This window comes from Actinomyces sp. oral taxon 175 str. F0384 (assembly GCF_000223355.1).
In the GTDB taxonomy this organism is placed as follows: domain Bacteria; phylum Actinomycetota; class Actinomycetes; order Actinomycetales; family Actinomycetaceae; genus Actinomyces; species Actinomyces oris.
The window spans coordinates 445,848-468,989 of sequence record NZ_AFUR01000006.1 but is presented as its reverse complement, the minus strand read 5'-3'; the positions used below and the strand labels follow the sequence as shown (position 1 = coordinate 468,989).

General features: G+C 67.4%; 17 protein-coding genes. 12 read left to right on the top strand and 5 right to left on the bottom strand.

Features of this window, described 5'->3' with window-relative positions:
• Positions 1 to 31 precede the first annotated feature (31 nt).
• A complete protein-coding gene (locus tag HMPREF9058_RS10515) occupies positions 32 to 2,098 on the top strand; it encodes a DUF6541 family protein (protein ID WP_009747914.1) in 2,067 nt (688 codons plus the stop codon).
• 24 nt (positions 2,099 to 2,122) lie between these two features.
• Here the strand turns inward: HMPREF9058_RS10515 and HMPREF9058_RS10510 are convergent, their stop codons facing one another.
• Positions 2,123 to 2,464: a type II toxin-antitoxin system HicB family antitoxin gene (locus HMPREF9058_RS10510; RefSeq protein WP_043538171.1), complete on the bottom strand. Its 342-nt coding sequence runs from the start codon at positions 2,462 to 2,464 to the stop codon at positions 2,123 to 2,125.
• Positions 2,465 to 2,737: 273 nt separating this feature from the next.
• Positions 2,738 to 3,733, bottom strand: a complete 996-nt coding sequence (rfbB, locus tag HMPREF9058_RS10505; protein ID WP_009407221.1) for a dTDP-glucose 4,6-dehydratase — start codon at positions 3,731 to 3,733, stop codon at positions 2,738 to 2,740.
• A 411-nt stretch (positions 3,734 to 4,144) separates the two neighbouring features.
• On the opposite strand from rfbB, the gene HMPREF9058_RS10500 reads away from it, so the two are divergent.
• The 11 genes from HMPREF9058_RS10500 to HMPREF9058_RS10450 all read left to right on the top strand — a co-directional run bounded on the left by HMPREF9058_RS10500 (position 4,145) and on the right by HMPREF9058_RS10450 (position 19,741).
• A complete protein-coding gene (locus HMPREF9058_RS10500; RefSeq protein WP_009407369.1) occupies positions 4,145 to 6,550 on the top strand; it encodes an N-acetylmuramoyl-L-alanine amidase in 2,406 nt (801 codons plus the stop codon).
• A 123-nt stretch (positions 6,551 to 6,673) separates the two neighbouring features.
• The gene (locus HMPREF9058_RS10495; protein WP_009747894.1) at positions 6,674 to 8,728 is read left to right on the top strand and encodes a rhamnan synthesis F family protein; all 2,055 of its coding nucleotides are present in this window, start codon (positions 6,674 to 6,676) and stop codon (positions 8,726 to 8,728) included.
• 106 nt (positions 8,729 to 8,834) lie between these two features.
• Positions 8,835 to 9,881 carry a glycosyltransferase family 2 protein gene (locus HMPREF9058_RS10490; protein WP_009747802.1) on the top strand — a complete coding sequence of 349 codons (1,047 nt, stop codon included), beginning with the start codon at positions 8,835 to 8,837 and terminating at the stop codon, positions 9,879 to 9,881.
• Complete coding sequence (locus tag HMPREF9058_RS10485; RefSeq protein WP_009747909.1) at positions 9,878 to 10,345, top strand: GtrA family protein; 468 nt, start codon at positions 9,878 to 9,880, stop codon at positions 10,343 to 10,345. The genes HMPREF9058_RS10490 and HMPREF9058_RS10485 overlap by 4 nt, the downstream gene beginning before the upstream one ends.
• Positions 10,335 to 12,344 carry a membrane protein gene (locus tag HMPREF9058_RS10480; protein WP_009747784.1) on the top strand — a complete coding sequence of 670 codons (2,010 nt, stop codon included), beginning with the start codon at positions 10,335 to 10,337 and terminating at the stop codon, positions 12,342 to 12,344. The genes HMPREF9058_RS10485 and HMPREF9058_RS10480 overlap by 11 nt, the downstream gene beginning before the upstream one ends.
• Positions 12,345 to 12,379: 35 nt before the next feature.
• Positions 12,380 to 13,222 carry an NAD(P)-dependent oxidoreductase gene (locus tag HMPREF9058_RS10475; RefSeq protein ID WP_009407096.1) on the top strand — a complete coding sequence of 281 codons (843 nt, stop codon included), beginning with the start codon at positions 12,380 to 12,382 and terminating at the stop codon, positions 13,220 to 13,222.
• A 75-nt stretch (positions 13,223 to 13,297) separates the two neighbouring features.
• Complete coding sequence (locus HMPREF9058_RS10470; RefSeq protein ID WP_009407005.1) at positions 13,298 to 15,178, top strand: rhamnan synthesis F family protein; 1,881 nt, start codon at positions 13,298 to 13,300, stop codon at positions 15,176 to 15,178.
• Entirely contained in the window at positions 15,175 to 16,281 is a 1,107-nt protein-coding gene (locus HMPREF9058_RS10465) for an acyltransferase (protein WP_009747838.1), read from the top strand. The genes HMPREF9058_RS10470 and HMPREF9058_RS10465 overlap by 4 nt, the downstream gene beginning before the upstream one ends.
• A gap of 184 nt (positions 16,282 to 16,465) precedes the next feature.
• On the top strand, positions 16,466 to 17,560 hold the full coding sequence (locus HMPREF9058_RS10460) for an NAD(P)-dependent oxidoreductase (RefSeq protein ID WP_009407092.1): 1,095 nt from the start codon (positions 16,466 to 16,468) through the stop codon (positions 17,558 to 17,560).
• Positions 17,561 to 17,564: 4 nt separating this feature from the next.
• Positions 17,565 to 18,431 (top strand): ABC transporter permease, encoded by an 867-nt coding sequence (locus tag HMPREF9058_RS10455; protein ID WP_009747800.1) that lies wholly within the window; start codon positions 17,565 to 17,567, stop codon positions 18,429 to 18,431.
• Positions 18,432 to 18,439: 8 nt separating this feature from the next.
• Positions 18,440 to 19,741 (top strand): ABC transporter ATP-binding protein, encoded by a 1,302-nt coding sequence (locus HMPREF9058_RS10450; RefSeq protein ID WP_009407448.1) that lies wholly within the window; start codon positions 18,440 to 18,442, stop codon positions 19,739 to 19,741.
• A gap of 27 nt (positions 19,742 to 19,768) precedes the next feature.
• On the opposite strand, the gene HMPREF9058_RS10445 is transcribed toward HMPREF9058_RS10450, so the two are convergent.
• The 3 genes from HMPREF9058_RS10445 to HMPREF9058_RS10435 all read right to left on the bottom strand — a co-directional run bounded on the left by HMPREF9058_RS10445 (position 19,769) and on the right by HMPREF9058_RS10435 (position 23,096).
• Positions 19,769 to 20,842, bottom strand: a complete 1,074-nt coding sequence (locus HMPREF9058_RS10445; protein WP_009747776.1) for a glycosyltransferase — start codon at positions 20,840 to 20,842, stop codon at positions 19,769 to 19,771.
• Between the two features lie 134 nt (positions 20,843 to 20,976).
• Positions 20,977 to 21,987, bottom strand: coding sequence for a glycosyltransferase family 2 protein (locus tag HMPREF9058_RS10440; RefSeq protein ID WP_009407384.1), 1,011 nt, complete (start codon positions 21,985 to 21,987; stop codon positions 20,977 to 20,979).
• Positions 21,984 to 23,096, bottom strand: coding sequence for a glycosyltransferase family 1 protein (locus HMPREF9058_RS10435; protein ID WP_009407017.1), 1,113 nt, complete (start codon positions 23,094 to 23,096; stop codon positions 21,984 to 21,986). Before HMPREF9058_RS10435 ends, HMPREF9058_RS10440 begins: the two co-directional genes overlap by 4 nt.
• Positions 23,097 to 23,142 lie beyond the last annotated feature (46 nt).

Sequence of the window (23,142 nt, the reverse complement as noted above, 5' to 3'; positions counted from 1 at the left end):
CCCCGCAGGCGCTCTGAGGTCGGCAGGAGGAATGACTGCGAGCGTGGCGGCGGGGCTGTCCGGAGACTCCGGCTGGATTCTGACGGCCGCCACGCTCGTCGTGGCCGGGCTGCTCCTGGTGCCCGGCTGGATCGTGGGACGCTCGGCGCGCCTTGCCGCACTGCCGTCGCTGGCGGTGGCTCCCGCGCTCGGCTCGGCGATTATCGCGGCGGCGGAGATCCTCGCCCACACCCTCGCGTTGCCCTGGCTCCCCTGGGGGTGGGCGGTGATCGCCGGCCTGACGGCGGTCTTGGCGTTGATGGCACGTCTGATCGTCGGTGCTCCGCCGGAGCGTGCGCGACGAGCGGCGTCGCAGGGCCGGGACGAGCGGGTGATCCTGGCTGCAGGCCTGACCGTGGCCGTTGCCGTGCCGGCCGGGGTGATTCTGTCCGTCCTGCCGGGGCCCGGCTACCCGGCGCAGGTCTTCGACGCCACCTTCCACCTCAACGCGGTGGCGGCCATCCGTGAGGGCGGCAACGCCTCCATGCTGGGGGGCCTGTCCGCCCTCTACTCCGGTCGCGCCGTCTACTACCCCACGGTCTGGCACGGGGTGGTGGCGCTGGCACCGGGCAGCCCGGCCCCGGTCAGTACCGCGGGGGTGCTGGCCCTCACCGCGGTGGTCTGGCCGCTGAGCCTGTTGGGGTTGCTCGCCCGGGCCGCAGGTCTTGACGCCGCCCGGGCCTCGGAGACGGACCGAGCCCGCCGCAGGCAACGGACCTGCGCGGTCGCCGTTGTGCTCGCGCTCAGCGCCGCAGTGGTGGGCTTCCCACTGCTGCCCATGACGGCCTTGGCAGTGTGGCCCTACGCCCTGAGTGTTGTGGGGCTTCCCGGCGTCCTCGTGCTCTACGACCTGCTGCGTCAGGAAACCTCCTCGTGGCGCCTGCGTCTGGTACTGGTCCTCCTCGCCCTGGCCGCCGCCGGCGGCGTGGTGGCGGCGCACGGCACCGGCCTGTTCAACCTCGCCGTCTTGAGCCCACCCTTCTTGGTCAACCTCCTCGTCTCCCGATGGCGTCGCAGCGCCACCAGGCGGGGCGGCCGCGCCCTCCTGGTGGCCGGAGCGGTCGCGTCCGTGCTGGTCCTGGCCATGGGGGCCTGGGTCATGCGCGCCTCCCTGGCCTCTGTCCTGGGCTATCAGCGCCCGGCCGGGGGAGTGGGCGGCATCGTGGCGACCCTGGGGCAGGCGCTCATCGACCTGCCGATGTATGGGGCGGTCCCGGGGGCCTCCGTGCCCGTCGGGATCGTGTTCGGCGGACTCACCCTGGCGGCGGCATGGTCGGCACGTGCACACCGGGATCAGCGCCCCTGGCTCGTCATGTGGCTCCTGTCGCTGCTGCTCGTGGTCCTCGTGGGGGGACCCCAGTGGGCCGGCCGTCAGCTCGGGGCGCCCTGGTACCTCCAGAAGGCCCGGATCCTTCCGCTTGTCATCCTGCCGGTGCTCGTCCTCATGGTGCAGGCCGGGGCCGGGCGGCCTGGGCGACGACTGTGGGGGTGGCTGCGTCGACTGGCCTCACGGGTCGGCGGGGCCCGGCCGCAGCGTGCGGCGGTGGCCATGCTGGCAGCGCTTGTACTTCTGCCGGTGGTGGCAAGGGTCCCCCTGGAACGCAACCTCGTCGCCTCCGTCTACGACCCGCAGCGCATCAAGTACGGGACCTTGCTGACCGAGGACGCCCTGGCGCTCATTGAGCGCTCGAGGAGCGTCCTGCCCCAGGATGCGGTCGTCCTCGGAGCGCCATCGCGAGGGGCCGCCCACCTGTGGTCCTTGGGTGGGGTCCACGTCGTCTACCCGACGCGTGACCAGACAGCACCTGGAACCCCGGGTGCGACCCTGCCCTCTGCCTGGCCCACCCTGGGGCAGAAGGGCTCGCGGACCTGCGCGCTCCTCAACCGGCTGGGGGTGCGCTACTTCTACAGCAGCTCGGACGCCACGGCCGCGGGCTCTGTGGCAGGAGCAGCCCCCCTGCGCTGGGACGCCCCGCTGACCCGGATCCCCAGCGAGGGGCTCGAGCTCATCGACTCCCAGGGCAGCACCTCACTGTGGCGCATCACCGCCTGTGACTGAGGGGGCTTACTTCACGATCCTGAGTCAGGAGACTGAGGCCAGCTTTCGCACGACGTACTGATTCAAGCTGGTGGACTGCTCTGCTGCTTCCATGGCCAGACGTCGGTGCAGGTCCTCGCCGAGGCGCAGCTGGAACTTACCCGAGTAGTGACGAGTCGATAGAGGCTCTGGCACCGCTTCCCCCGACGCGAGGAGGTCGGCGACCACCTCGCTGACAAGGTTGCGTAAACCAGACAAGGCCAGCTCAGGGGTTCCGTCCAGCCAGGAGAGTGAAGGAAACTCGACGCAGGTGGCAACGAACTCGTCATCCTCCGCTGACCACGTCACGCGGAAGCTGTACCTTGCAGTGTCGATGGCTGTACTCATGTCTCCGTCTCTCCCTTCTTCTCGATGGCGGCGAGAACGTGTCTCACGTGCATTCGTGCCTCCCGGCTGGCGGGTGGCAGGCTGTCGGCGTCGTGGGTCAGGGTGTAACCGGCCATCTGCACCGGGATGACCTCGGCCTCCTTGGCGTGCTGTGAGCGGGCCGTGGTGGCCGGATTGGGAGGCGGGACGGAGGGCGGAAACGCGTGTGGGGCCCCCGCGGGGACCCCACACGTCACGGCTTATCGATGGCGGCTCGATGGCGGCGCTGCCCGGTCACTGCCCCTGGGCGGCGTACTTCGCCTCGACCTCGGCCTTGAGCGGGCGCCACCAGGCCTCGTTGTCCCGGTACCAGTCGATGGTGGCCTGCAGACCGGAGCGGAAGTCGGTGAACTTCGGCGCCCAGCCGAGCTCCTGGACCAGCTTGGAGTTGTCGATGGCGTAGCGCATGTCGTGACCAGGGCGGTCGGCGACGTGCTCGTAGTCGTCGGGAGCGTGGCCCATGAGCTCCAGGATCAGCTCGACGACCTCCTTGTTGTTCTTCTCGCCGTCGGCGCCGATGAGGTAGGTCTCGCCGATGCGGCCCTTCTCGATGATGTCCCACACGGCGTCGTTGTGGTCCAGGACGTGGATCCAGTCGCGCACGTTCTCGCCGGCGCCGTAGAGCTTGGGGCGCACGCCGTCGATGAGGTTGGTGATCTGACGCGGGATGAACTTCTCGATGTGCTGGTAGGGCCCGTAGTTGTTCGAGCAGTTGGAGATCGTGGCCTCCACGCCGAAGGAGCGCACCCAGGCGCGCACGAGCAGGTCGCTTCCGGCCTTGGACGAGGAGTAGGGGGAGGAGGGGTTGTAGGGCGTCGTCGGCTCGAACTTCGCCGGGTCGTCCAGCTCCAGGTCCCCGTAGACCTCGTCGGTGGAGATGTGGTGGAAGCGCACCTTGTGGCGGCGCACCGCCTCCAGGAGGGTGAAGGTGCCCACGAGGTTGGTCTGGATGAAGGGGGAGGGGTCGCGCAGCGAGTTGTCGTTGTGAGACTCGGCCGCGAAGTGGACGACGACGTCGGCCTGGGCGACGAGCGGGTCGACGACGTCGGCGTCGGCGATGTCCCCGACGACGAGCGTGACGCGGTCGCCCAGGTCCGCCAGTGAGCCCTTGTTCCCGGCGTAGGTGAGCTTGTCCAGGACGGTGACGGTGGCGTCGGGGTGGCGCACCAGGGTCTGGTGGACGAAGTTGGCGCCGATGAAGCCGGCGCCTCCGGTGATGAGGACGTGCATAGAACTCGCTCCGATACGTGGGAACTGCGGGCGCTGAGCGCCCATCATGGCCGACGCCATCATGCCACAGGAGTGCGCTCGAGCTCACGGGCGGCTGCAGATCGCGACTTCCGGGCCGACGCAGTCGGACCGAGGGTCCTGGGGTGGTGAGACCGGATTGCAATAGACGTGCCGTGAACCGGTAAAACCGCGGAGCCTCAAGAAAAGGTGTGGGGTGGGTTGGCGGTCTCCGGGATTCTGGGTGCCGATGCAGCCGGCGCCGTCAAGGACCCTCCGTGACATTCAGTAAACTATCAGTAATCTCTTGGAAATCGCTCAGAAATTAGATTTCGTGCCTCTCGAGGGAGCGCGTCGTCGGTTGTGATGGTGAGGCCTGATGGACGCCCGTCGGTATCACCTCAAAGGAACCCCATGAACGTCCCTCGCGCTCTTGGCCGCATCGCCCCCCGCGGCGGCCATCGCCTCTGTGGCCATGCCGGTGGTCTCAGCGCCCGCGCACACGCGTGCCGCTCCGCCGGGCTCATCGCCCTGTCCTCACTGCTCCTGTCCAGCCTGGTGCCCGTGGCCGGCGCCGCTCCAGGCGCCGGCGACTCCGGTGGTCAGGGCGAGGTCCCCGCTCCGGTACAGATCCTCGACCTGACCACCGCTAGCGGGCAGGCCACCGAGGTTGCGCAGTCGGGGCTCGACGACGCTCGAGCCTCGACGGGGCAGGGCTCCGGCTCGGCCGATGCCACCTCGGCGAGTGCGGCGGCGGTGCTCGGCGCAACCGCCACCGTGCCCACCCTCGCTCAGGCCACGGGCGCAGCCGACGCGCCGGTCCCGTCGATCCTGCCGGCCGCCACGGATCCGCAGGCGGACGCCGCCTTGCTCACCGACCCCCTCGAGGTCGACCGCTTCTTCGTCGCCGGCTTCACCTGGACCGGCGGCGCCGACCTGCCCGACGGCGTACGCATCTACCTGCGCGTGCGGGAGAACGGGAGCTGGTCGCCCTGGTACCTGAGTGAGGCGGCCGACTCCGGCCGCGACGACCGCGCCACCCCCGGCACGGGGGAGTTCGTCACCGGCGGGGCCGACGCGATCCAGGCCTCCGTCGTCGGCAGCTCGCTTCCCGCCGGGCTCAAGCTGGCCCTGGTCCCCTCCCGCCCGCAGGGCGAGGAGGTCCTCGGTGCAGACGACCTCACGACCACCCAGGCCGCACCGACCCCCGTCATCGAGGATGCCTCCGCCACTGAGAACCAGGGCACTCAGGTGGATCCGGTCGCCATGACGCTGCCCGCGAGCCCCGCGCCGGTCGCCCGGCCGGCCGCAGCATCGTTTGCTGCACCAGCCGCTGTGCCTGTCGTCGCACCGGCTGCGACGACCGCCAATGGCTTGCCGGTCGCGGTGACCACCCGGGCCGAGTGGGGGGCCAATGCCTCCTACATGAGCTGGGATCCCGAGTACGCGAGAGCCGGCCACGTCGTCGTCCACCACACCGCAGGCACCAACAGCTACTCAGCAGGCCAGTCCGCCTCCATCGTGCGGGGCATCTACTACTACCACGCGGTCGTCCTGGACTGGGGCGACATCGGCTACAACTTCCTCGTCGACAAGTTCGGCACCGTCTTCGAGGGGCGCTCCGGCTCCGTGGCGGCACCGGCCGGCAGGATGAGCATCGGGGCGCACGCCCGCGGCGTCAACACCGGCACCATGGGCATCTCCATGATGGGGGACTACAGCACGGTGTCCCCCTCGGATGCCCAACTGAGCTCCGTGGGCAAGATGGCCGGATGGTTCCTCAAACGAGCCGGCATCTCCGATGCCACCGGCTGGGCGGGCCTGCACGTGTGGACCACCGAGCGCTACCAGGCCGGCTCCACTATCTCCATGCCCCGCATCCTCGGGCACCGCGACGTCGGCTACACCACCTGCCCCGGCAACGTCGGCTACTCCAAGCTCGGTGCCATCCGCGCCATCGCCAAGGCGCAGGGCTCCTCCCCGCAGGGAGGAAGCAGTAGTGCGTCGTCGACCGTGCCCCAGGACCATCCGGGAGCCGTCGCTCTGCGCGGTGCGCTGGGCGCCAACGGCTGGATCGGAGCGGCCACCTCCGGCGTCCAGGCCTCTGCCAAGGGTGGGGTGTTCCAGCGCTTCGAGCATGGGGTGGGCTACTGGAGCCCGGCGACCGGTGCGCAGTTCGTGGGTGAGCCGGTGCTCAGTGCCTGGGGCGCTTACGGCTATCAGACCGGGTCCATGGGCTACCCGCGCAGCGGTGGCGTGGCGGGAGTCGGCGGCAGCCGTCACCAGATCTTCGAAGGCGGCATCGCCTACTGGCGCCCCGGGGGCCGGGTCAGCTTCATCCGTGGTCCGATCCTGACGGGCTGGGGTGCTGCCGGCTGGGAACGCTCCTGGTTGGGGCTTCCCACCTCCAACGAGACCGCCTCCACCAAGGGTGGGGTGTTCCAGCGCTTTGAGCGCGGGGTGGCTTACTGGAGCCCGGCGACCGGTGCGCAGTTCGTGGGTGAGCCGGTGCTCAGTGCCTGGGGCGCTTACGGCTATCAGACCGGGTCCATGGGCTACCCGCGCAGTGCTGGCGTGGCGGGAGTCGGCGGCAGCCGTCACCAGATCTTCGAAGGCGGCATCGCCTACTGGCGCCCCGGGGGCCGGGTCAGCTTCATCCACGGCTCGATCCTCAACGCCTGGGCGGCCTCCGGCTGGGAGCACTCCAAGGTGGGGCTGCCCACCGGACGCGCAGTGCGCCAGGCCGACGGCACCATGACCCAGACCTTTGAGAAGGGCAGCATCTCCGTGGCGCCCAACGGGAAGGTGACCATCCGCTGACATTCCGCACCGGGGGAGCGGCGAGGCGGCCAGAAGTGCATGAGACAGCTCATGAGACACTGGCCGCCTCACCGCTTCCTTACCAGCCGCCTTCATCGACCACCTGCCGGGAAGGACCTCCACATGAACCGAGGACTCGTCTACTTCCACTTCGATCCTCATCATCAGGTCCGCGACTACGTCGTCGCCGCACTCAGCTCCCTGCGGCCCCACGCCGACCACATCCTGCTGGTCTCCAACTCACCCATCAGCGAGGCAGACCGCGCCCGCTTGGCGACCTGCTGCGATGAGATCCTTCAGCGCCCCAATGAGGGACTCGACGCCGGCGCCTACCGAGCAGGCCTGGAGCACCTGGGCTGGGAGCGGCTCGCCGACTTCGACGAGCTCATCCTGACCAACCACACCTACTACGCGCCGCTGCGGCCCTGGGAGGAGGTCCTTGCCCGCGCCGCGAACTGGGGCGATATCTCCTTCTGGGGTATGACCGAGCACGCCACCATGCGCCCCCACCCCTTCCTCGCCCAGCGCGAGCTGCCCCGCCACCTCCAGTCCCACTGGATCGCGGTGCGCCGCAGGCTCCTGACGGACCCGGCCTTCCGGGAGTACTGGGAGCAGATGCCGCCGGTCACCTCCTACCGCGACTCCATCCAGTGGCACGAGTCGCGCTTCACCGGCCACTTCTCCGAGCTCGGCCACACCTGGCAGGTCGCCTTCCCCGTGGACCGCTACCGCTCGGAGAACCCGGCCATCGAGGAGGCCCCAGCGCTGCTGGCCGACGGCTGCCCCCTGCTCAAGCGCCGCGCCCTCTTCCACGACCCGCTCCACCAGGACCGCCAGGCCGTCGTCGGCGGGGAGCTGCTGGAGGCCGCCGTCGAAGCCGGCTACAGCGAGGACCTCATTCTGTCCGACGTCGTCCACACCGCAACCGCCCGAGACCTCATCGTCAATGCCGGCCTCACCGAGGTCGTGACCGGCTGCGTCCCCGGGGACGCGGGGGCCGACGTCGAGGCGAACTCGCCTGCGCAGCGGCCCTCGGGTTGCGCCGTCGTCCACGTCCCGGCCGGGAGGGAGGCGCTCGAGCGCGCCGAGGCCGATGGCCTGGCCCAGCGCCTGGCGAGCCTGCCGGCGCACTGGCGGGTCGTCGTCACCTCGCCCGAACGGCTGGATGCCGCCGACCTGGAGCGGGTCGCCGGCCGCCGTCCCAGCCAGGAGGACACACAGGAGGACTCAGCGCACGGGGAAGGGGATGTGTCCTTCCGCTTGGTGCGCGACCTCGACCCGCGGGGCACGATCGCCTTCCTCACCCAGTGCGACGACCTCTGGGATCCCGGACGCGCCGCCGGCGGCGACGACGGTGACGAGAGTGGTGACGATGGCCCCCTGGTCCTGCGGATCACCGTGGGGCCCCCGGCCGGCCCCGGTACGCGGGCCGACGACGTCGCCCACCGGCAGGCGCTCGACTGCCTGCTGGACTCGCCGGGGTACACGGCCGGCCTCATCGACCTCTTTGCGCGTCACCCCGGCCTCGGCGTGGCCATGCCCGTCGCCGGCCACATCGGGCAGGCTCATGGAGGACCCACGTGGGACGGGCTGGCCGGCGCCGCCAAGGCCCTGTCCCGGCGGCTCGGCCTGAGCGTCGAGCTGGATCCGCTCGCCCCCGTGGCTCCTCCCGGCGCGATGTTCATGGCCCGCCCCGAAGCGCTGCGCACCCTGAGTGAAGGGGCCAAGGAGCTCGTGCGGCTGACCGACCAGGCCGCCGCCGGAGCCGAGCAGTCCGCCGAGCGCCTCAGGCGCGCCCGCGCCGCCGAGGTGCTCGAGCTGCTGACCGTCTATGCGGCCATGTCCAGCGGCTTCCACCCCCGCGAGCTGCTCACTCCGGTCTGGGCCGGGCGGCTCTACGGGGCCCTGGCCTACAAGCATCGAGTCGTCACCGCGGACCTTCCGGCCCACACCGATGAGCAGGTCAGATTCCTCCAGGCCCGATTCGGACCGCTAGCCGGAGTCGGCGCCCGGGTGCGCACCTACGTCGACGCCCACCACCCCGACATGGGCAGTGCCCTCAAGCCCGCCTACCGCTACCTGACCGGCGGGGCCTCGGGCCTGGCGCGCGCCGCGACGAGTGCCGGCAGGCGTCTGCGCGGTGTCGGCCGCCATCGGGAGGAAGACAAGGGGGATTGAGCGAGGTGTTAGCATATCGAGAGGTGCTTACCGCACCTCCTGCCGGCATGGTCGGGTATGCCCCCTGGAGCCCCTGTTGGAGCCCCTGCCTCGATCAATGAGTCACGTGAGGACCTTTGACCTGTCCATGAAGAAGATCAGCGTCGTCATCCCCAGTTACAATGAGGAAAAAAGCGTCAGGTTGATGTATGACCGACTGAACTCGGTATTTCACACGCATCTTCCCCAGTACGACTACGAGATCATCTTCGTCGATGACTACTCGACGGACGGCACCCGCGACGCGATCCGTGCTCTGGCGGGCGAGGACAAGCGGGTGAAGGCGGTCTTCAACGCCCGTAACTTCGGTTTTCACCGGAATGTCTTCTCGGCGCTCACCTACGGCTCGGGGGACGCGACCTTCATGCTCTTCGGCGACCTCCAGGACCCTCCGGAGAACCTCCCGGAGTTCGTGGCCCGCTGGGAGGCCGGGGCCAAGGTCGTCATCGGGCAGAGGAGATCCTCTGATGAGGGCTTCATCATGACGGGATGCCGTCACCTCTACTACAAGCTCATCGACTGGTTCGCCGACACCCCTCAGATCGCGCGCTTCACCGGATACGGGCTCTACGACGTCGAGTTCATCGATGTTCTGCGGCAGATCGGCGATATTCAGCCCTACTTCAAGACGGTGGTCGCCGAGTACGGGATCGGGCTCGAGATCGTCCAGTACGATCAGGCCCAGTCCTCCCGAGGAAAGTCGAACTTCAACTTCCTGCGCAACTACGACTTCGCCATGCAGGGCATCACCAGCTCCACCAAGCTGCTGATGCGCATGGCCACCTTCGTGGCCACCTTCGTCGGCATCATCTGCCTGGGCCTGGCCACCTTCGTCCTGGTCAAGAAGCTCATCGACTGGAACGCCTATCCAGTGGGTGAGGCCTCGCGCACCGTGGGCCTGTTCTTCCTGGGCTCCATTCAGCTGTTCTTCATCGGAATCCTGGGCGAGTACATTCTCAGCATCAACGGGCGCGTCGTCAGCAAACCTCGCGTGGTCATCGGTGAGCGCCTCAACTTCGGGCCCTCCGAAGGTCCTTCGAGCTTCGGAGGCGGCCCGACGTCGTCGCAGGCGGGTCCCTCCGCGCAGGAACGCCCCGGCGGGAACGCCTCTTGAGCGGTCTCCAGGAGAAACTGCGTCCCCTCCTTGCGCAGTTCGGGCGCTTCCTCGTCGTCGGCGGCATCTCCTTCAGCGTTGACTTCGGCCTCTTCACCGTGCTGTACGGGCTGGGCGTACCCCACCTCATCGCCAGTGCGACATCCTTCTCCACCTCAGTGGTCCTCAACTACATCCTCTCCAGGCGCTACGTCTTCGAGGCGCAGGAGAATGTCAGTGTCCTCAAGGAATTCACGCTGTATGTTCTGCTCAACGTTGTCGCACTGGGCTTGAACACACTCATCCTCTACGTCTGCGCCGACCTCGCCGGCATGAGCCCCTTCCTGGGGAAGATCCTCGCCACGGCGATCGTGCTCATCTACAACTTCATCTCCCGCAAAGCCCTCCTGGAGCGTCTCGGCGCCTCCGGCGGGGCGACCACTGTCCACCACCCCGATGAACAGGCAGGCTCTCGTGTCCGGTAAGTCCGCGAAGAACAGAACGAGTCAGGTCAAGAACAACGACGCCGAGAAAACCGATCACGACTCCACGCCGCAGACCCGCTCCGCCGCCGGCCTCGCCACGCGGATGCGCGCGCTCACTGAGACGAGGAGCGATCAGGGACGCCGGCTGGTCGAGCGCGTGGTGGACAGCCGCTTGGGCTCCTGGTGGAGCAGTACCGAGCGTCCCGGCCTTGTGGACTGGGCGCTGCTGGGCGTCATCCTGCTCGGCGCCTACGCCTTCTTCCTCTACGGGGACGTGCGAGCCACCTTCGAGCACTCCTTCAACTTCCTGGACTCGGTTCTTCAGGGGAGGATCGGCGACTTCTACCGGATCGCGATCGAGCACACCTCGACCGGACACCCGGCGGTCTACGACGTTCCGCTCTACCTGCTCTTCGGGCTGTGGAACCTGCCGACCTACATCATCTACCGGATCACCGGCTTCCAGTACCTGCTGTCGACGCCGGCACAGCTGTGGCTCAAGACCATGATGGTGCTCGCCGCGCTTCTCGCCGCCAAGGTGCTGGTGGATATCGCGCGCGACCTCGGCGTCAGCCGGCAGCGCAGCAAGTGGGTCGCCTTCTTCTTCCTGTCCTCGATGACGTTGTTCGTCCCGGTCTTCGTCATCGTCCAGTACGACATCATCATGATCGTCTTCATCCTGCTGGGACTGCGCGCCTACCTGCGCGGCCGGCTGGGCAGGTTCCTGCTGTGGTTCGCGATCGCCAACACGCTCAAGCTCTTCGCCCTGTTCATCTTCGTGCCGCTCCTGCTGCTGAGGGAGAAGCGGCTGCGCGTGGTGGCCCTCCAGGTCGTGGTCGGGCTCATCGGTCTGGTCGGGTGCCGCGCCATCTACCACGGCAACGTGGCCTACAAGGCGTCCACCGGCGGATTCATGAGCAGCATGCTTCAGAGGCTCACGGCCGTGGGGGTCCCGTGGCAGAACAGCATGATTCCGATCTTCGTGGTGTTCATGGTCGGGATCGTCATCTTCGCCTACCTGCGCCGCCCTCAGGGGACGAAGGCTTTGGCGGCCGACGCGGTCTACATCTGCATGGCCATCTACCTCGTCTTCGCCACGGTCGTCCCGCTCAACCCCTACTGGGCCGTCATGGTCTCGCCCTTCGCGGTGCTCATCATCTTCCTCAACCCGCGTCACGTGCTGCTCAACTCTGCTCTTGAGATGGGTGTAGGAACCGCGTTGTTCCTCATGTACACCTTCACCGGTTTCTCCATGTACAACCGGTCGATCCTCGATCAGCTGCTCCTGCCTCACCTGATGACTCCGACGGCGCAGCCCCGGTATGAGACCCCCGCGCAGTTCCTCGACGTCGTGGGAATCAGCCGGCAGGGCTCCTTCATCGTCGGCTTCATGATCGCCTGCGCCCTGGCGATCCTCTTCATCAACTTCCCGCGCACCGAGATGGTGGAGAAGCTGGGGCAGGGCGAGCGGGTCCCGCGTTCTGCGGCCTGGTCGCGCCTGACCATGCCTGCGGCGTTCAGCGCGCTGGTGCTGATCCCCTACTTCGTGCCGGCCGTTCCGGTGGCGTACTCAGCGGTCACCGACAACCCTCAGGCAGGGAGCGTCAACATCCTCGGCGACGGGGCCAGCGTCTCCGAGACCATCACCCTGCCGTCCACCGTGGAGGTCAGCTCCCTCAATATCGCCTTCCTGGCCGGAGACATCCAGTGGCTCGACTCCTCGGTGGTCAACGTCGAGGTGACGGACGCCTCCGGTGCCCGGGTCTTCAAGACCGCGGCGCCGGCGAACTCCCTCCACGAGGGTCTGCACGAGTTCCCGGCCAAGGGACTCGTCCTGCGCGGTGGCGAGAAGTACACCGTCACGATCACCAGTGAGCTGACCGAGGGCGGCAGCGCCGTCGTCGAGATCAATCCCGCGGTCGACCAGTTCCCGACCACGGAGAACGGAACGACCGTCAACGGTGATCTCCTCATGTCCATCAGCGGCAGAACCAAGTGATTGCTCCGCAACCGCACCTGTTAGGATCCAGAACCATGGCAAAGACAGTTCTCGTCACTGGAGCAGGCGGCTACATCGGTCGCCACGTCGTCACCGCGCTCCTGGAGCGTGGCCTGGATGTCAAGGCCCTCGACCTGCGACTCGACGGCGTCGACGAGCGGGCGGAGAGGCTTACCCTGGACCTCTTCTCCGGGGACGCCGACATCTACGACCAGATGGGGCGCCCCGACGTCGTCCTGCACATGGCCTGGCGCGACGGCTTCAAGCACGCCTCGTCCGCCCACATGGACGACCTGGCCAAGCACGTCAACCTCATTGAGAACCTCTATGCGGGCGGTCTCAAGCAGCTCGCCGTCATGGGCACCATGCATGAGGTCGGCTACTGGGAGGGTGCCATCGACGAGAACTCCCCGTGCAACCCCGCCTCGCTCTACGGCATTGCCAAGAACGCGCTGCGGGAGACCACCTTCCTGTCGGCCAAGGCACACGACGCCGTCGCCCAGTGGATCCGCGCCTACTACATCGTGGGCGACGACAAGTTCGGCAACTCGATCTTCTCCAAGCTCCTGGAGGCCGCCGAGGAGGGGCGCGCCACCTTCCCCTTCACCACGGGTAAGAACCGCTACGACTTCATCTCCGTGGACGAGCTGGCCACGCAGATCGCCGCGATCGTGGACCAGACCGAGGTCGACGGCATCATCAACGCCTGCACCGGTGAGCCGATGAGCCTGGCCGAGCGCGTCGAGGCCTATATCCGTGACAACAACCTGGACATCACCCTGGAGTACGGAGCCTTCCCGGACCGGCCCTACGACTCGCCGGGCGTGTGGGGTGACCCGACCAAGATCCGCCGTATCCTCGCCTCAAGCGCGGGCTGACGCGCCCGGGGAAACCGTATTACTCCGCTCTCCCGCCACGGTGAGCGGCTCGAACCACTGCCCAGAAGGGACATTATGGCAACGCTCGGCCAGGACCCGAAGCGACTCGGGATCTTCTTCTTCTTCGACGCTCAGGGCATCGTGGACTCCTACGTGGAGACCCTGCTCACTGACATGGTCAAGAACCTCTCCGAGCTGGTCATCGTCGTCAACGGTGAGTTGACCGCCAAGAGCTATGCCAAGCTGACCGCCTTCACGGACAACATCATCCTGCGGGAGAACAAGGGCCTGGATGCCTGGGCCTACAAGACGGCCATGGAGAGCTACGGCTGGGACCGGCTCGTCGAGTTCGACGAGGTCGTCCTGTTCAACGCCACCATCATGGGACCGGTGTATCCCTTCGAGGAGATGTTCACCGAGATGGCGGGTCGGGACATCGACTTCTGGGGAATCACCTGGTTCCATCTGGCCCCCGGCGACCCCTTCGGGCACGCTCTGGAGGGGTACCTGCCCCGTCATCTTCAGTCCCACTTCCATGCCTACCGGCGTTCCCTGGTCTCCTCCGAGGCCTTCCAGGACTACTGGGACAATCTTCCTCAGATCAATTCATACGAGGATTCCGTGGGGCTCCACGAGGCGCCCTTCACCCAGCGCTTCGAGCGGCTGGGCTTCACCTCTGACGTGTATGTCAATACTGAGGACTTGGAGGGCTTCACCCTGCAGCCCATCCTCTTCGCCCCCAAGCAGCTCATTGCGGAGAGGCGCTGCCCCATCTTCAAGCGCCGCTCCTTCTTCCACAGCTACGAGGACGTGCTTCACCAGGCCGTGGGTAACGCAACCGTGGAGCTCTACGAGTACCTGCGCGACCACACCGACTTCGACACGAACCTCATCTGGGACAACGCCCTGCGCTCGATGAACATGGCGGACCTGGTCAAGAATCTCCAGCTCACCTACGTCCTGCCCACGCAGGCGGTGGCCCGCGAGCCCAAGCCGCAGAAGGTCGCCCTCATTGCGCACCTGTACTACATGGACCTCCTGGAGCCCACGCTCGCCTACGCCCGGTCCATGCCCGAGGGGACGGATTTCATCCTCACCGTCGGTTCTCAGGAGAAGGTGGAGCTGGTGGAGGCGGCCTGCAAGGATCTCCCCTACAACGTGACCGTGCGCCTCATTGAGAACCGGGGTCGGGACGTCAGTGCGCTCCTGGTGGGCTGCAAGGACATCGTCAGCGACTACGACCTCGTCTGCTTCATCCATGACAAGAAGGTCACCCAGCTGAGCCCGTACACCGTGGGTGAGGGCTTCGCCCGCAAGTGCTTCGACAACCTCCTCCCGACTCGAGAGTTCGTCGAGAACGTCATCTCCACCTTTGACTCGGAACCCCGACTCGGTCTGCTGTCGCCGACCCCTCCCAACCACGCCGACTACTTCCCGATCTACTCCTACAGCTGGGGGCCGAACTTCGATCGCACGAAGATGCTCCTTGAGAAAGAGCTGAACCTGAGTGTCCCGCTCGATGCTCACAAGGAGGTCATCGCCCCGCTGGGCACCATGTTCTGGTTCCGGCCGGCGGCTCTCAAGCCGCTCTTCGACCACGACTGGCAGTGGGAGGAGTTCCCGCCTGAGCCGAATGACATCGACGGAACCATCCTCCACGCCATCGAGCGTGCCTACGGCTATGTTGCGCAGGCCTCGGGCTACTTCTGCGGATGGCTCTTCTCCGACTCCTTCGCGAGGATCGAGCTGACGAATCTGTCGTACTACACCAGGGAGTTCACCACCGCGGTGTCACAGCACTGGGGGGTTGACTTCGAGCAGCGAATGGTCCAACAGATCCGTAGTGCTCGCAGCACTCGTCAGCAGGTCAAGGATCAGGTCAGCCGCTGGATCCCGACCGCAGTGCGCTCGCCCCTTAAGAGTGCCTACCGCCGAGTCAGGAGGATCGGGGAGTGACCGAGACGGGCGCGTCGACTGGGGCGGCGGGTGTCAAGCCGGTCGCCAGAAAACGGACCAGGATCTTTTACCTTGATCTGGTCCGAGCCCTGGCAGCGCTTCTCATCGTCCTCACCCACTTCAACAACCCCTACCTGGCTGATGGCGGCTACGTCCTGACCAACTTCCCCTTCGGCATCTATGTGGGTGGGTTGGGCGTCTCCTTGTTCCTCATCATCTCCGGGGCCGCCCTGACGGTGACCTATCGGAGACCGATCAATCTCAAACGGTTCTACTGGAAGCGCTGTCTCAACATCTACCCGATGTTCTGGACCGCCTGGGTCCTTGCGACGCTCTACTTCTTCGTCACGACCGGGGGGCGGCCGCCCAACAGTGCCCCAACACGTTCCCTCATCTTCACGGTCCTCGGCGTGGACGGTCTGGTCGCCAACTTCCAGGTGCGTACCGCCTACCTCCTGGGGGAGTGGTTCCTCGGGTTCATCCTCCTGTACTACCTCGTCTTCCCGTTGCTGCTGTGGGCCATCGACCGCTTCCCGGTCGTCACCGGCGTCGTCATCCTGGCGGCCTATGCCACCACTGTGATCGTCATGCAGCGCTACTTCGCGGGCTACCCCTCGGCGATGATCCTCACGACCAGACTCCCCGAGTTGGCCTTCGGCAGCTACTTCGTCCTCTACGTCCGCCGGGTTCACTGGGCCGTCGTCATCCCGGCAGCCGCGGTCCTGGCCGTCTCGGCGATGCTCCCCGAGGAGATTCCAGAGGACGTGGCCACCACACTCGTCGGCATCTCGGCCTTTCTCATCCTCGTGGTCGTCGGTCGCTATGTGGCGATCCAGCCGGTACGCGCACTCGTCGACCTGATCGCCAAGTACTCCTATCCGATCTTCCTGGTCCACCACGTCGTCATCATGGTCCTCTTCGAGAAGATCAACGTGGCGGGCTTCGTGCCGGTTCAGCGCTACACGATGCTGGCCGCGACCTGCGTCATCGTCTTCGGCCTGTCGGTGGCGCTGGTGAGGATCACCGACCACATCGTCGCTTTCGTCACCAAGGCCTTCAAAGGCATGAGCTGGCATCCCGAGGTCTCCGAGGTCGAACGCTGATATGTTCGGCGTGCGGCTCCGGGCAGGGACGAGCTCGTGTCCAGCGCCTCTGAGGCGTGTCGAAGGCAACGGCGGCCGCCGGCCCGCACGGCTCCGGGAACACCGAGAATAGTGACGAGGCCGTTGTACGACGCGTGAGAGCTCGTCCCACCGCCCCGACTCGACTACACCAAGGGAGACCCTCGTGACCCGTACCTGCCTCGTGACCGGTGGTGCCGGATTCATCGGCTGCGCGATCTCGCATGACCTGGCGGACGCCTTCGACCGTGTCGTGGCCCTGGACAACATGCACCCGCAGATCCACCCCTCCCAGGCTCGCCCTGCCGAGCTCGACGAGCGCGTGGAGCTGCGCCGCCTGGACGTGTCCGTCGCCGAGGACTGGGACTCGCTCCTGGCCGAGATCGCGCCCGATGCCATCGTCCACCTGGCGGCGGAGACCGGGACCGGCCAGTCCCTCACCGAGGCCTCCCGGCACGCCAACGTCAACGTCGTCGGCACCACCCAGATGCTCGACGCCCTCGTGCGCCACGAGATCCGTCCCGACAAGATCGTCCTGGCCTCCTCCCGGGCCGTATACGGCGAGGGGAAGTGGATTGACGCCGAGGGACACCCCTCCTACCCCGGGCAGCGCACCCACGCGATGCTCGAGGCCGGTCAGTGGGATTTCGCCGGGCTGACCCCCTCGGTCCAGTCCTCCACCGAGGTCAAGGCCTCCCCGGCCAACGTCTACGCCGCCACCAAGTTCTGCCAGGAGAACCTCGTGACGTCCTGGTGCGGCTCCTTCGACGTCACCCCGGTGCTCTTCCGGCTTCAGAACGTCTACGGACCCGGCCAGTCCCTCATCAACCCCTACACCGGCATCGTCTCCCTCTTCGCCCGCCTGGCCAGGCAGGGTCAGTCCATCCCGGTCTACGAGGACGGCCAGATCGTGCGGGACTTCGTCTTCATCGACGACGTCGCCTCCGCCATCGTGGCCGGCGTCCTGCACTCGCCGGCCACCTCCACGCCCTACGACATCGGCCTGGGGGAGCGGACCACCATCATGCAGATCGCTCAGACCATCGCCGAGCACTACGGAGCACCCGCCCCGCACGTCACCGGCCAGTTCCGCGACGGCGATGTGCGTGCCGCCTGGGCGGACACCGCGCGCGCCCGCCAGGCACTGGACTGGGAACCGAGGATCGGCGTCACCGAGGGCATCAACCGGCTGTGCGACTGGATCGACGCCCAGCAGGAAGCGGCTCCCCCAGCACCCACCGGCACTGCGGCGGAGGTGTGAGCCTATGAAGCTCTCTCGACTGCTCCGCTCGGAAGACGCCCGCCAGACGCTGGACCTCACCCTGCGGCTGACTCAGCGCTCGGTCTCCTCGGAGTTCAAGGGCACGGCCCTGGGGCGCCTGTGGTCCTTCATCAACCCCCTGGCCACCATCGCCATCTTCGCCCTCATCTTCGGCGTCGTCTTCCGCGGAGGCGTGGAGCCGGGCCGCAACTCCGGCATCAACTCCTTCGCGCTGTGGATCGGCATCGGGGTGCTCAGCTGGACCTTCTTCTCCAGCGGCATCATGGCCTCCATGAACGCCCTCGTGGACAACGCGGGGCTCCTCACCAAGGTCTACTTCCCCCGCCAGGTCCTCATCTACTCCGCGGTCCTGTCACTGGCCGTGGACTTCGCCTTCGAGCTGCTCGTGCTGGTCATCATCGCCATGATCTTGGGAGGGCCGGGAGTCCTGGCGATGATCCCGGCACTGCTCGTCGTCACCGTACTGGTGGGGATGTTCGCCGTCGGACTGGGCCTCATGCTGTCCATCGCCACCGTCTACTTCCGGGACCTGGGCCACCTGTGGCAGATCTTCAATCAGATGTGGATGTACGCCTCCGGGGTCGTCTTCCCCCTGACCATGGTCAACAAGGTCCAGAACGACCTGTTCGACAAGGGCTGGCAGGTTAACGGCGGGCCGATCCCGCTGACCACGATCCTGCGTCTCAACCCCGCCGAGACCTACCTCGAGGCCTTCCGATCCTGCCTGTACGACTTCGCCCTGCCGTCGCAGCCCGTCTTCCTGGCCTGCCTGGCATGGGCGATCGTCATGCTCACGCTGGGCCTGGTCTTCTTCCGCCGGCACTCGGCGAGCATCGTTGAGGAGCTCTGACACACCAGATGACCGCATCAACCGGATCGTCCGCATCATCACTGACGTCGTCGGTGCCGGCTGCCTCGGCAGCATCCTCTGCCGCGTCGGCCGTGCGCATCGAGGACGTCTCCAAGCGCTTCCGGATCTATCACCACCGCAATCAGTCCCTCAAGGGCGCCGTCCTGCAGCGGGGCCGCGGCGTCTACGAGGACTTCTGGGCGCTCAAGGACATCACCTTCGACATCCCCGAGGGCAAGACCTTCGGGCTCATGGGACACAACGGCTCAGGCAAGTCCACGCTGCTCAAGTGCATCGCCAAGATCCTGGCTCCCGACTCGGGCTCCATCACCGCCCGGGGGCGCATGGCCGCCATGCTGGAGGTCGGCTCGGGCTTCCATCCCGAGCTCTCCGGGAGGGAGAACATCTTCCTCAACGGCGCCATCCTGGGGATGAGCCGCAAGGAGATCGAGGCCAAGTTCGATGACATCGTCGACTTCTCCGGGGTGGGTGAGTTCATCGACCAGCCGGTGAAGAACTACTCCTCGGGCATGTACGTGCGCCTCGGCTTCTCCGTGTCCATCCACGTCGAGCCGGAGATCCTCCTGGTCGACGAGGTCCTGGCCGTCGGCGACATGGAGTTCCAGGAGCGGTGCATGGACAAGTTCGCCGAGTTCCGCGAGGACGGCCGCACCGTCGTCGTCGTCTCCCACGGCCTGGAGCAGATGCGCACCTTCTGCGATGAGGTCGCCTGGCTCGACCACGGCCGGCTCAAGGAGGTCGGCCCGGCCCCAGAGGTCATCGACAAGTACTCCGATGTCACCCACGGAGCCAAGAAGGTCAAGGAGGGCCAAGGAACCCGCTTCGGCAGTGGTGAGGCCCAGATCCGCCGTATTGAGCTGCTCGACCGGACGGGCCGGCCGGCGACCTCCATGCGCACCGGGGACGAGGCCACCATTCGCCTTCACTACCACTGCGAGGAGACGATTGAGAAGCCCGTCTTCGGCTGCTCCATCGACACCCGCGAAGGCATCTTCGCCTGGGGACTGCACGGCCTCGACGACGGCTTCCAGCCCGAGAGGATCGAGCCGGGGGAGGGGACCGTGGACATCTCCATCCCCGCGATGATGCTACGGCCGGGCGCCTACCTCATCTCCGCCTCCATCCAGCCCTGGCAGCTCTCCAGCGTCATTGACGCCTACCAGAAGGCCACGGCCTTCGACATCATCCCCGGGCCGCGCATGGAGTCCGGGGGCTTGGTGGCCCTGGGGGCCCACTACGAGCGGATTGACCCGCCTCGCCCCATGGTCACGCTCACCAAGGACGACTGAGGCTCGGCGGACGGTCAGTGCCGCTGCTCAGCGCCTCTGCATCTTCTTGACCCCTTGGGCCACGGTGCGGAAGAAGGGCTTGGCCGTGGCCTCCACATGGTCGACCTTCAGGTTGATCTCATAGGCGTGCATAAGGACCTGGCGCATCGTGTCATGCAGGTCGCCGATGGTGAAGCGTAGGTCGTGCATGGCCTTCTTGAGGTGCGCGATCTCCTCGTCCTGCTGCTCCAGCCTCTTCTGGATCCGGTGGTAGTACTCCGCTGAGACGAGCAGGAGTCCGAGGTTCTCGGAAACGGCCGTCACGCCCTGCGGGGAGGACTCGGTCCCGGTGCAGCTCACGGACAGACGGGCGTAACGGTCACGGATGGCGAGGTTGTCGGTGCGGTGGTGGGCGGCGTCGACGACGACGGAGTTGCCGATCGTCCCGTCGGTGGAGTCACGGTGGTGCCAGTGTGCCAGCGGCTCGTCACTGATGAATCCGACCGGGGAGGTCGCCAGCAGCCGCAGATTGAAGTCCCAGTCGGCCTGGGTCAGCAGGGTGCCGTCCCAGTGGCCGATGCGGTCGGCCACCTCACGACGGATGAGCTGCGAGATCGGCGGGACGTAGTTGGCCACCATCGTGTCGATGAGGGTCCAGCTTTCCTTGTCCTGCGTCATCACCCACCGGCCACGCTCGGTCAGGCCCTCGTCGGTGACTATCTCATCGACGACGTCGCAGCGCGTCGCCACAGCGCCGTGCTCGGGGTGGTCATCGAGGTGGGCTACGCAGGCGGCCAGGAAGCCGGGCTCCCAGGAGTCGTCGTCGTCATGGATCGCGAAGAACTCGCAGGAGGAGACGGCCAGACCGTCCTCCAGGGCGGCCTCGCGTCCGTGAGAGGTCTCGTTGGTGACCACCTGGGTGCGCTCTCTGAGCCACTCGGGAGCGCTCTCCAGAGCGCTGTCCACCGACTCGGTGCTTCCGGCGTCATTGACGATGACGAGCTCGAGGTCCTGGAAGGACTGCGCCCCGACCGACTGGAGTGCGCGCGTCAGCAGCACGGGACGGTTACGGGTCCGGGTCACCACGGTGACTCGGGGGGATTGTGCGGCATGTCCAGCCATTGTCGGGGATCCTCCTTGATCTGGTCAGGGGCGCATCATGCTTGGCGATGTTACCGAACCGCCCGGGGCGTCTGACGACGTCGGTTTGGTAACTGTAACGGTTGGGGCGCCACTGACGTAGTCGCTTGCCACAATCAACAACTTCTCGCCGAGCCGCGTGCGTGGCTCCTGGCCCGCCGATGCAGCTCGCGGGGCAGACCGGTGAGTGCCTGAGTCAGTCCCCTCAGCACCGGGCCGCGCTGCGGTCCCCGTAGGGAGCGCACCAGCGTACGGGCCAGTGCCTGCATCACCACCGGGGCCGGACTGTGGGCGGCGGCCGTCAGGATGCGGTTGCGGACGTTGACCCGGATGAACATCGGTGAGTCCGTGCCCGAGGAGGAGGCGTGATCGTGGCGTGCCACGGCCTCGCGCACGTAGAGGACTCGCCACCCGCGCTCGCGCAGGCGCCAGGACAGGTCCGTGTCCTCGTAGTACATGAACAGGTCCTCGCGAAAGCCTCCCAGGGCCTGCCACGCCTCACGTCGGATCGCGCAGGCGCCCCCGCACAGGCCGAAGACCTCACTGGGGGAGTGCTCCTGCCCAGCGGGCACCAGCCAGTCCCGGTCATAGCCGTTGCCGGAGGCGTCCACCAGATTGCCCGTGGAGTTGACCAGGACCTCCCCCTCACCGCGGGCAGCGGCCTCGTCGTCAACCCGGGTCCACCGCCCGGTGCGAGGGGAGACGAGGGCGTCCTGCTGGCCGGGGGTGGCGGGCTTCCAACGGCCGGCCAGCAGAATCCGCGCCGTGGTCGCGGCCGGAGCCGCCGCGGACGGCGGGTCGCCCAGGGGGGCCAGGAGCGCCTCGAGGAAGCCGGGCTCGGCCACCGCGTCATTGTTGAGCAGGACGAGGGCATCCTCGACCATGCCCCGGGCCCCAATGTTGACGCCGGCGCCGAAGCCCCGGTTCTCAGGGGACTCGACCACTGTGAGTCCCTCTCGGCGAAGTCTCTCGGCCGAGCCGTCGCCGGAGGCGTTGTCCACGACGACCAGCACGTCCCCGTCTCCCAGCTGCTCACGGATGGAGCGGGCCGCCCGGATCGTCAGCTCGGCCTGGCGCCAGTTGACGACGACGACGCGAGCTGAGGGACGCCTGACGGGCTGGGTCACACCGCACCCCCGATCAGGGCGTGATAGACCTCCGTGTGCGCGGCGGCGCAGGCCTCCCAGGTGAAGGTCCGGGCGCGCTCGCGGCCGGCCTGGGCCAGCTCGTCGTGCTCCGCTCCGATGGCTCGGGCGAGCAGGCTGGCGATCTCACGCGGCGAGGTGGGGTCGGCCAGCAGGCCGGCCTGTCCGCACACCTCGGCCATGCAGGTCCCGGCGCTGGTGACCACCGGTGTCCCATAGGCCATGGCCTCCAGGACCGGCAGGCCGAAACCCTCCCAGATGGAGGGGAAGCAGAAGGCGCGGGCGCCGCTGTAGGCGGCTGCCAGCTCGTCGTCGTCGAGCCTGCCGGTGACGTGGACCCGATCACCCAGGCGGGTCAGCAGCTCGCGCTCGGCGGCGTCGTCGCCCCACCCGGCCGGGCCGACGAGGACCAGGTCGAGGCCGCCGGCGTCGTCGTGCTCCTCGATGAGGAGGGCGAAGGCGCGCAGCAGTCCCAGCAGGTTCTTGCGGGGTTCACGGGTACCCGTCCACAGGATGTAGTCGCGCGTGAGGCCCCGGGCGGCTCGGAAACCCTCGACTTGCTCGTCGGAGACGGTGCGGGTGCGCACCCCGTGGGGAATGACGTAGAGGCGGGCGGCGTCGATCCCCGCCGCGATGCAGTCGTCGGCGGTGGCCTGGGAGGGGACGATGATGGCGCTGGCCTCAGCGATGACGCGCTCCAGGCAGCGGCTGAAGTAGGCGTTGCCGCGCGGGGTGAAGTGCTCGGGTGAGCGCAGGAAGGCCAGGTCGTGCACGGTGACGACCAGCGGCAGCGAGGTGGGGGGCAGCGCCCAGGTCGTGGCGTGGATGAGCTGGGCGCCGGGCAGGATGGACTCGGCCCGCGGCAGTCCCAGACGGTTCCAGGACTCGTACAGGGCGGTGCGCGGCAGGTGGGAGGAGCGCATCGGCATCGGCGGCAGTCCGACCTGGCGCGGCGAGGCGGCCCCCTGGTGGTGGGCGGCGATCCCGGCCACGGGCACCCGCCGAGCGCGCAGGGCCTGGGCGAGCTCGACGATGTAGGTGCCCGATCCCCCGGGCACGGGCTGCCACAGCTGCTCCACCACCATGCCCACGCGTGGGCCACGGGGGCGAGCCGGTGGACGGGGGCCCTTGGCGGGC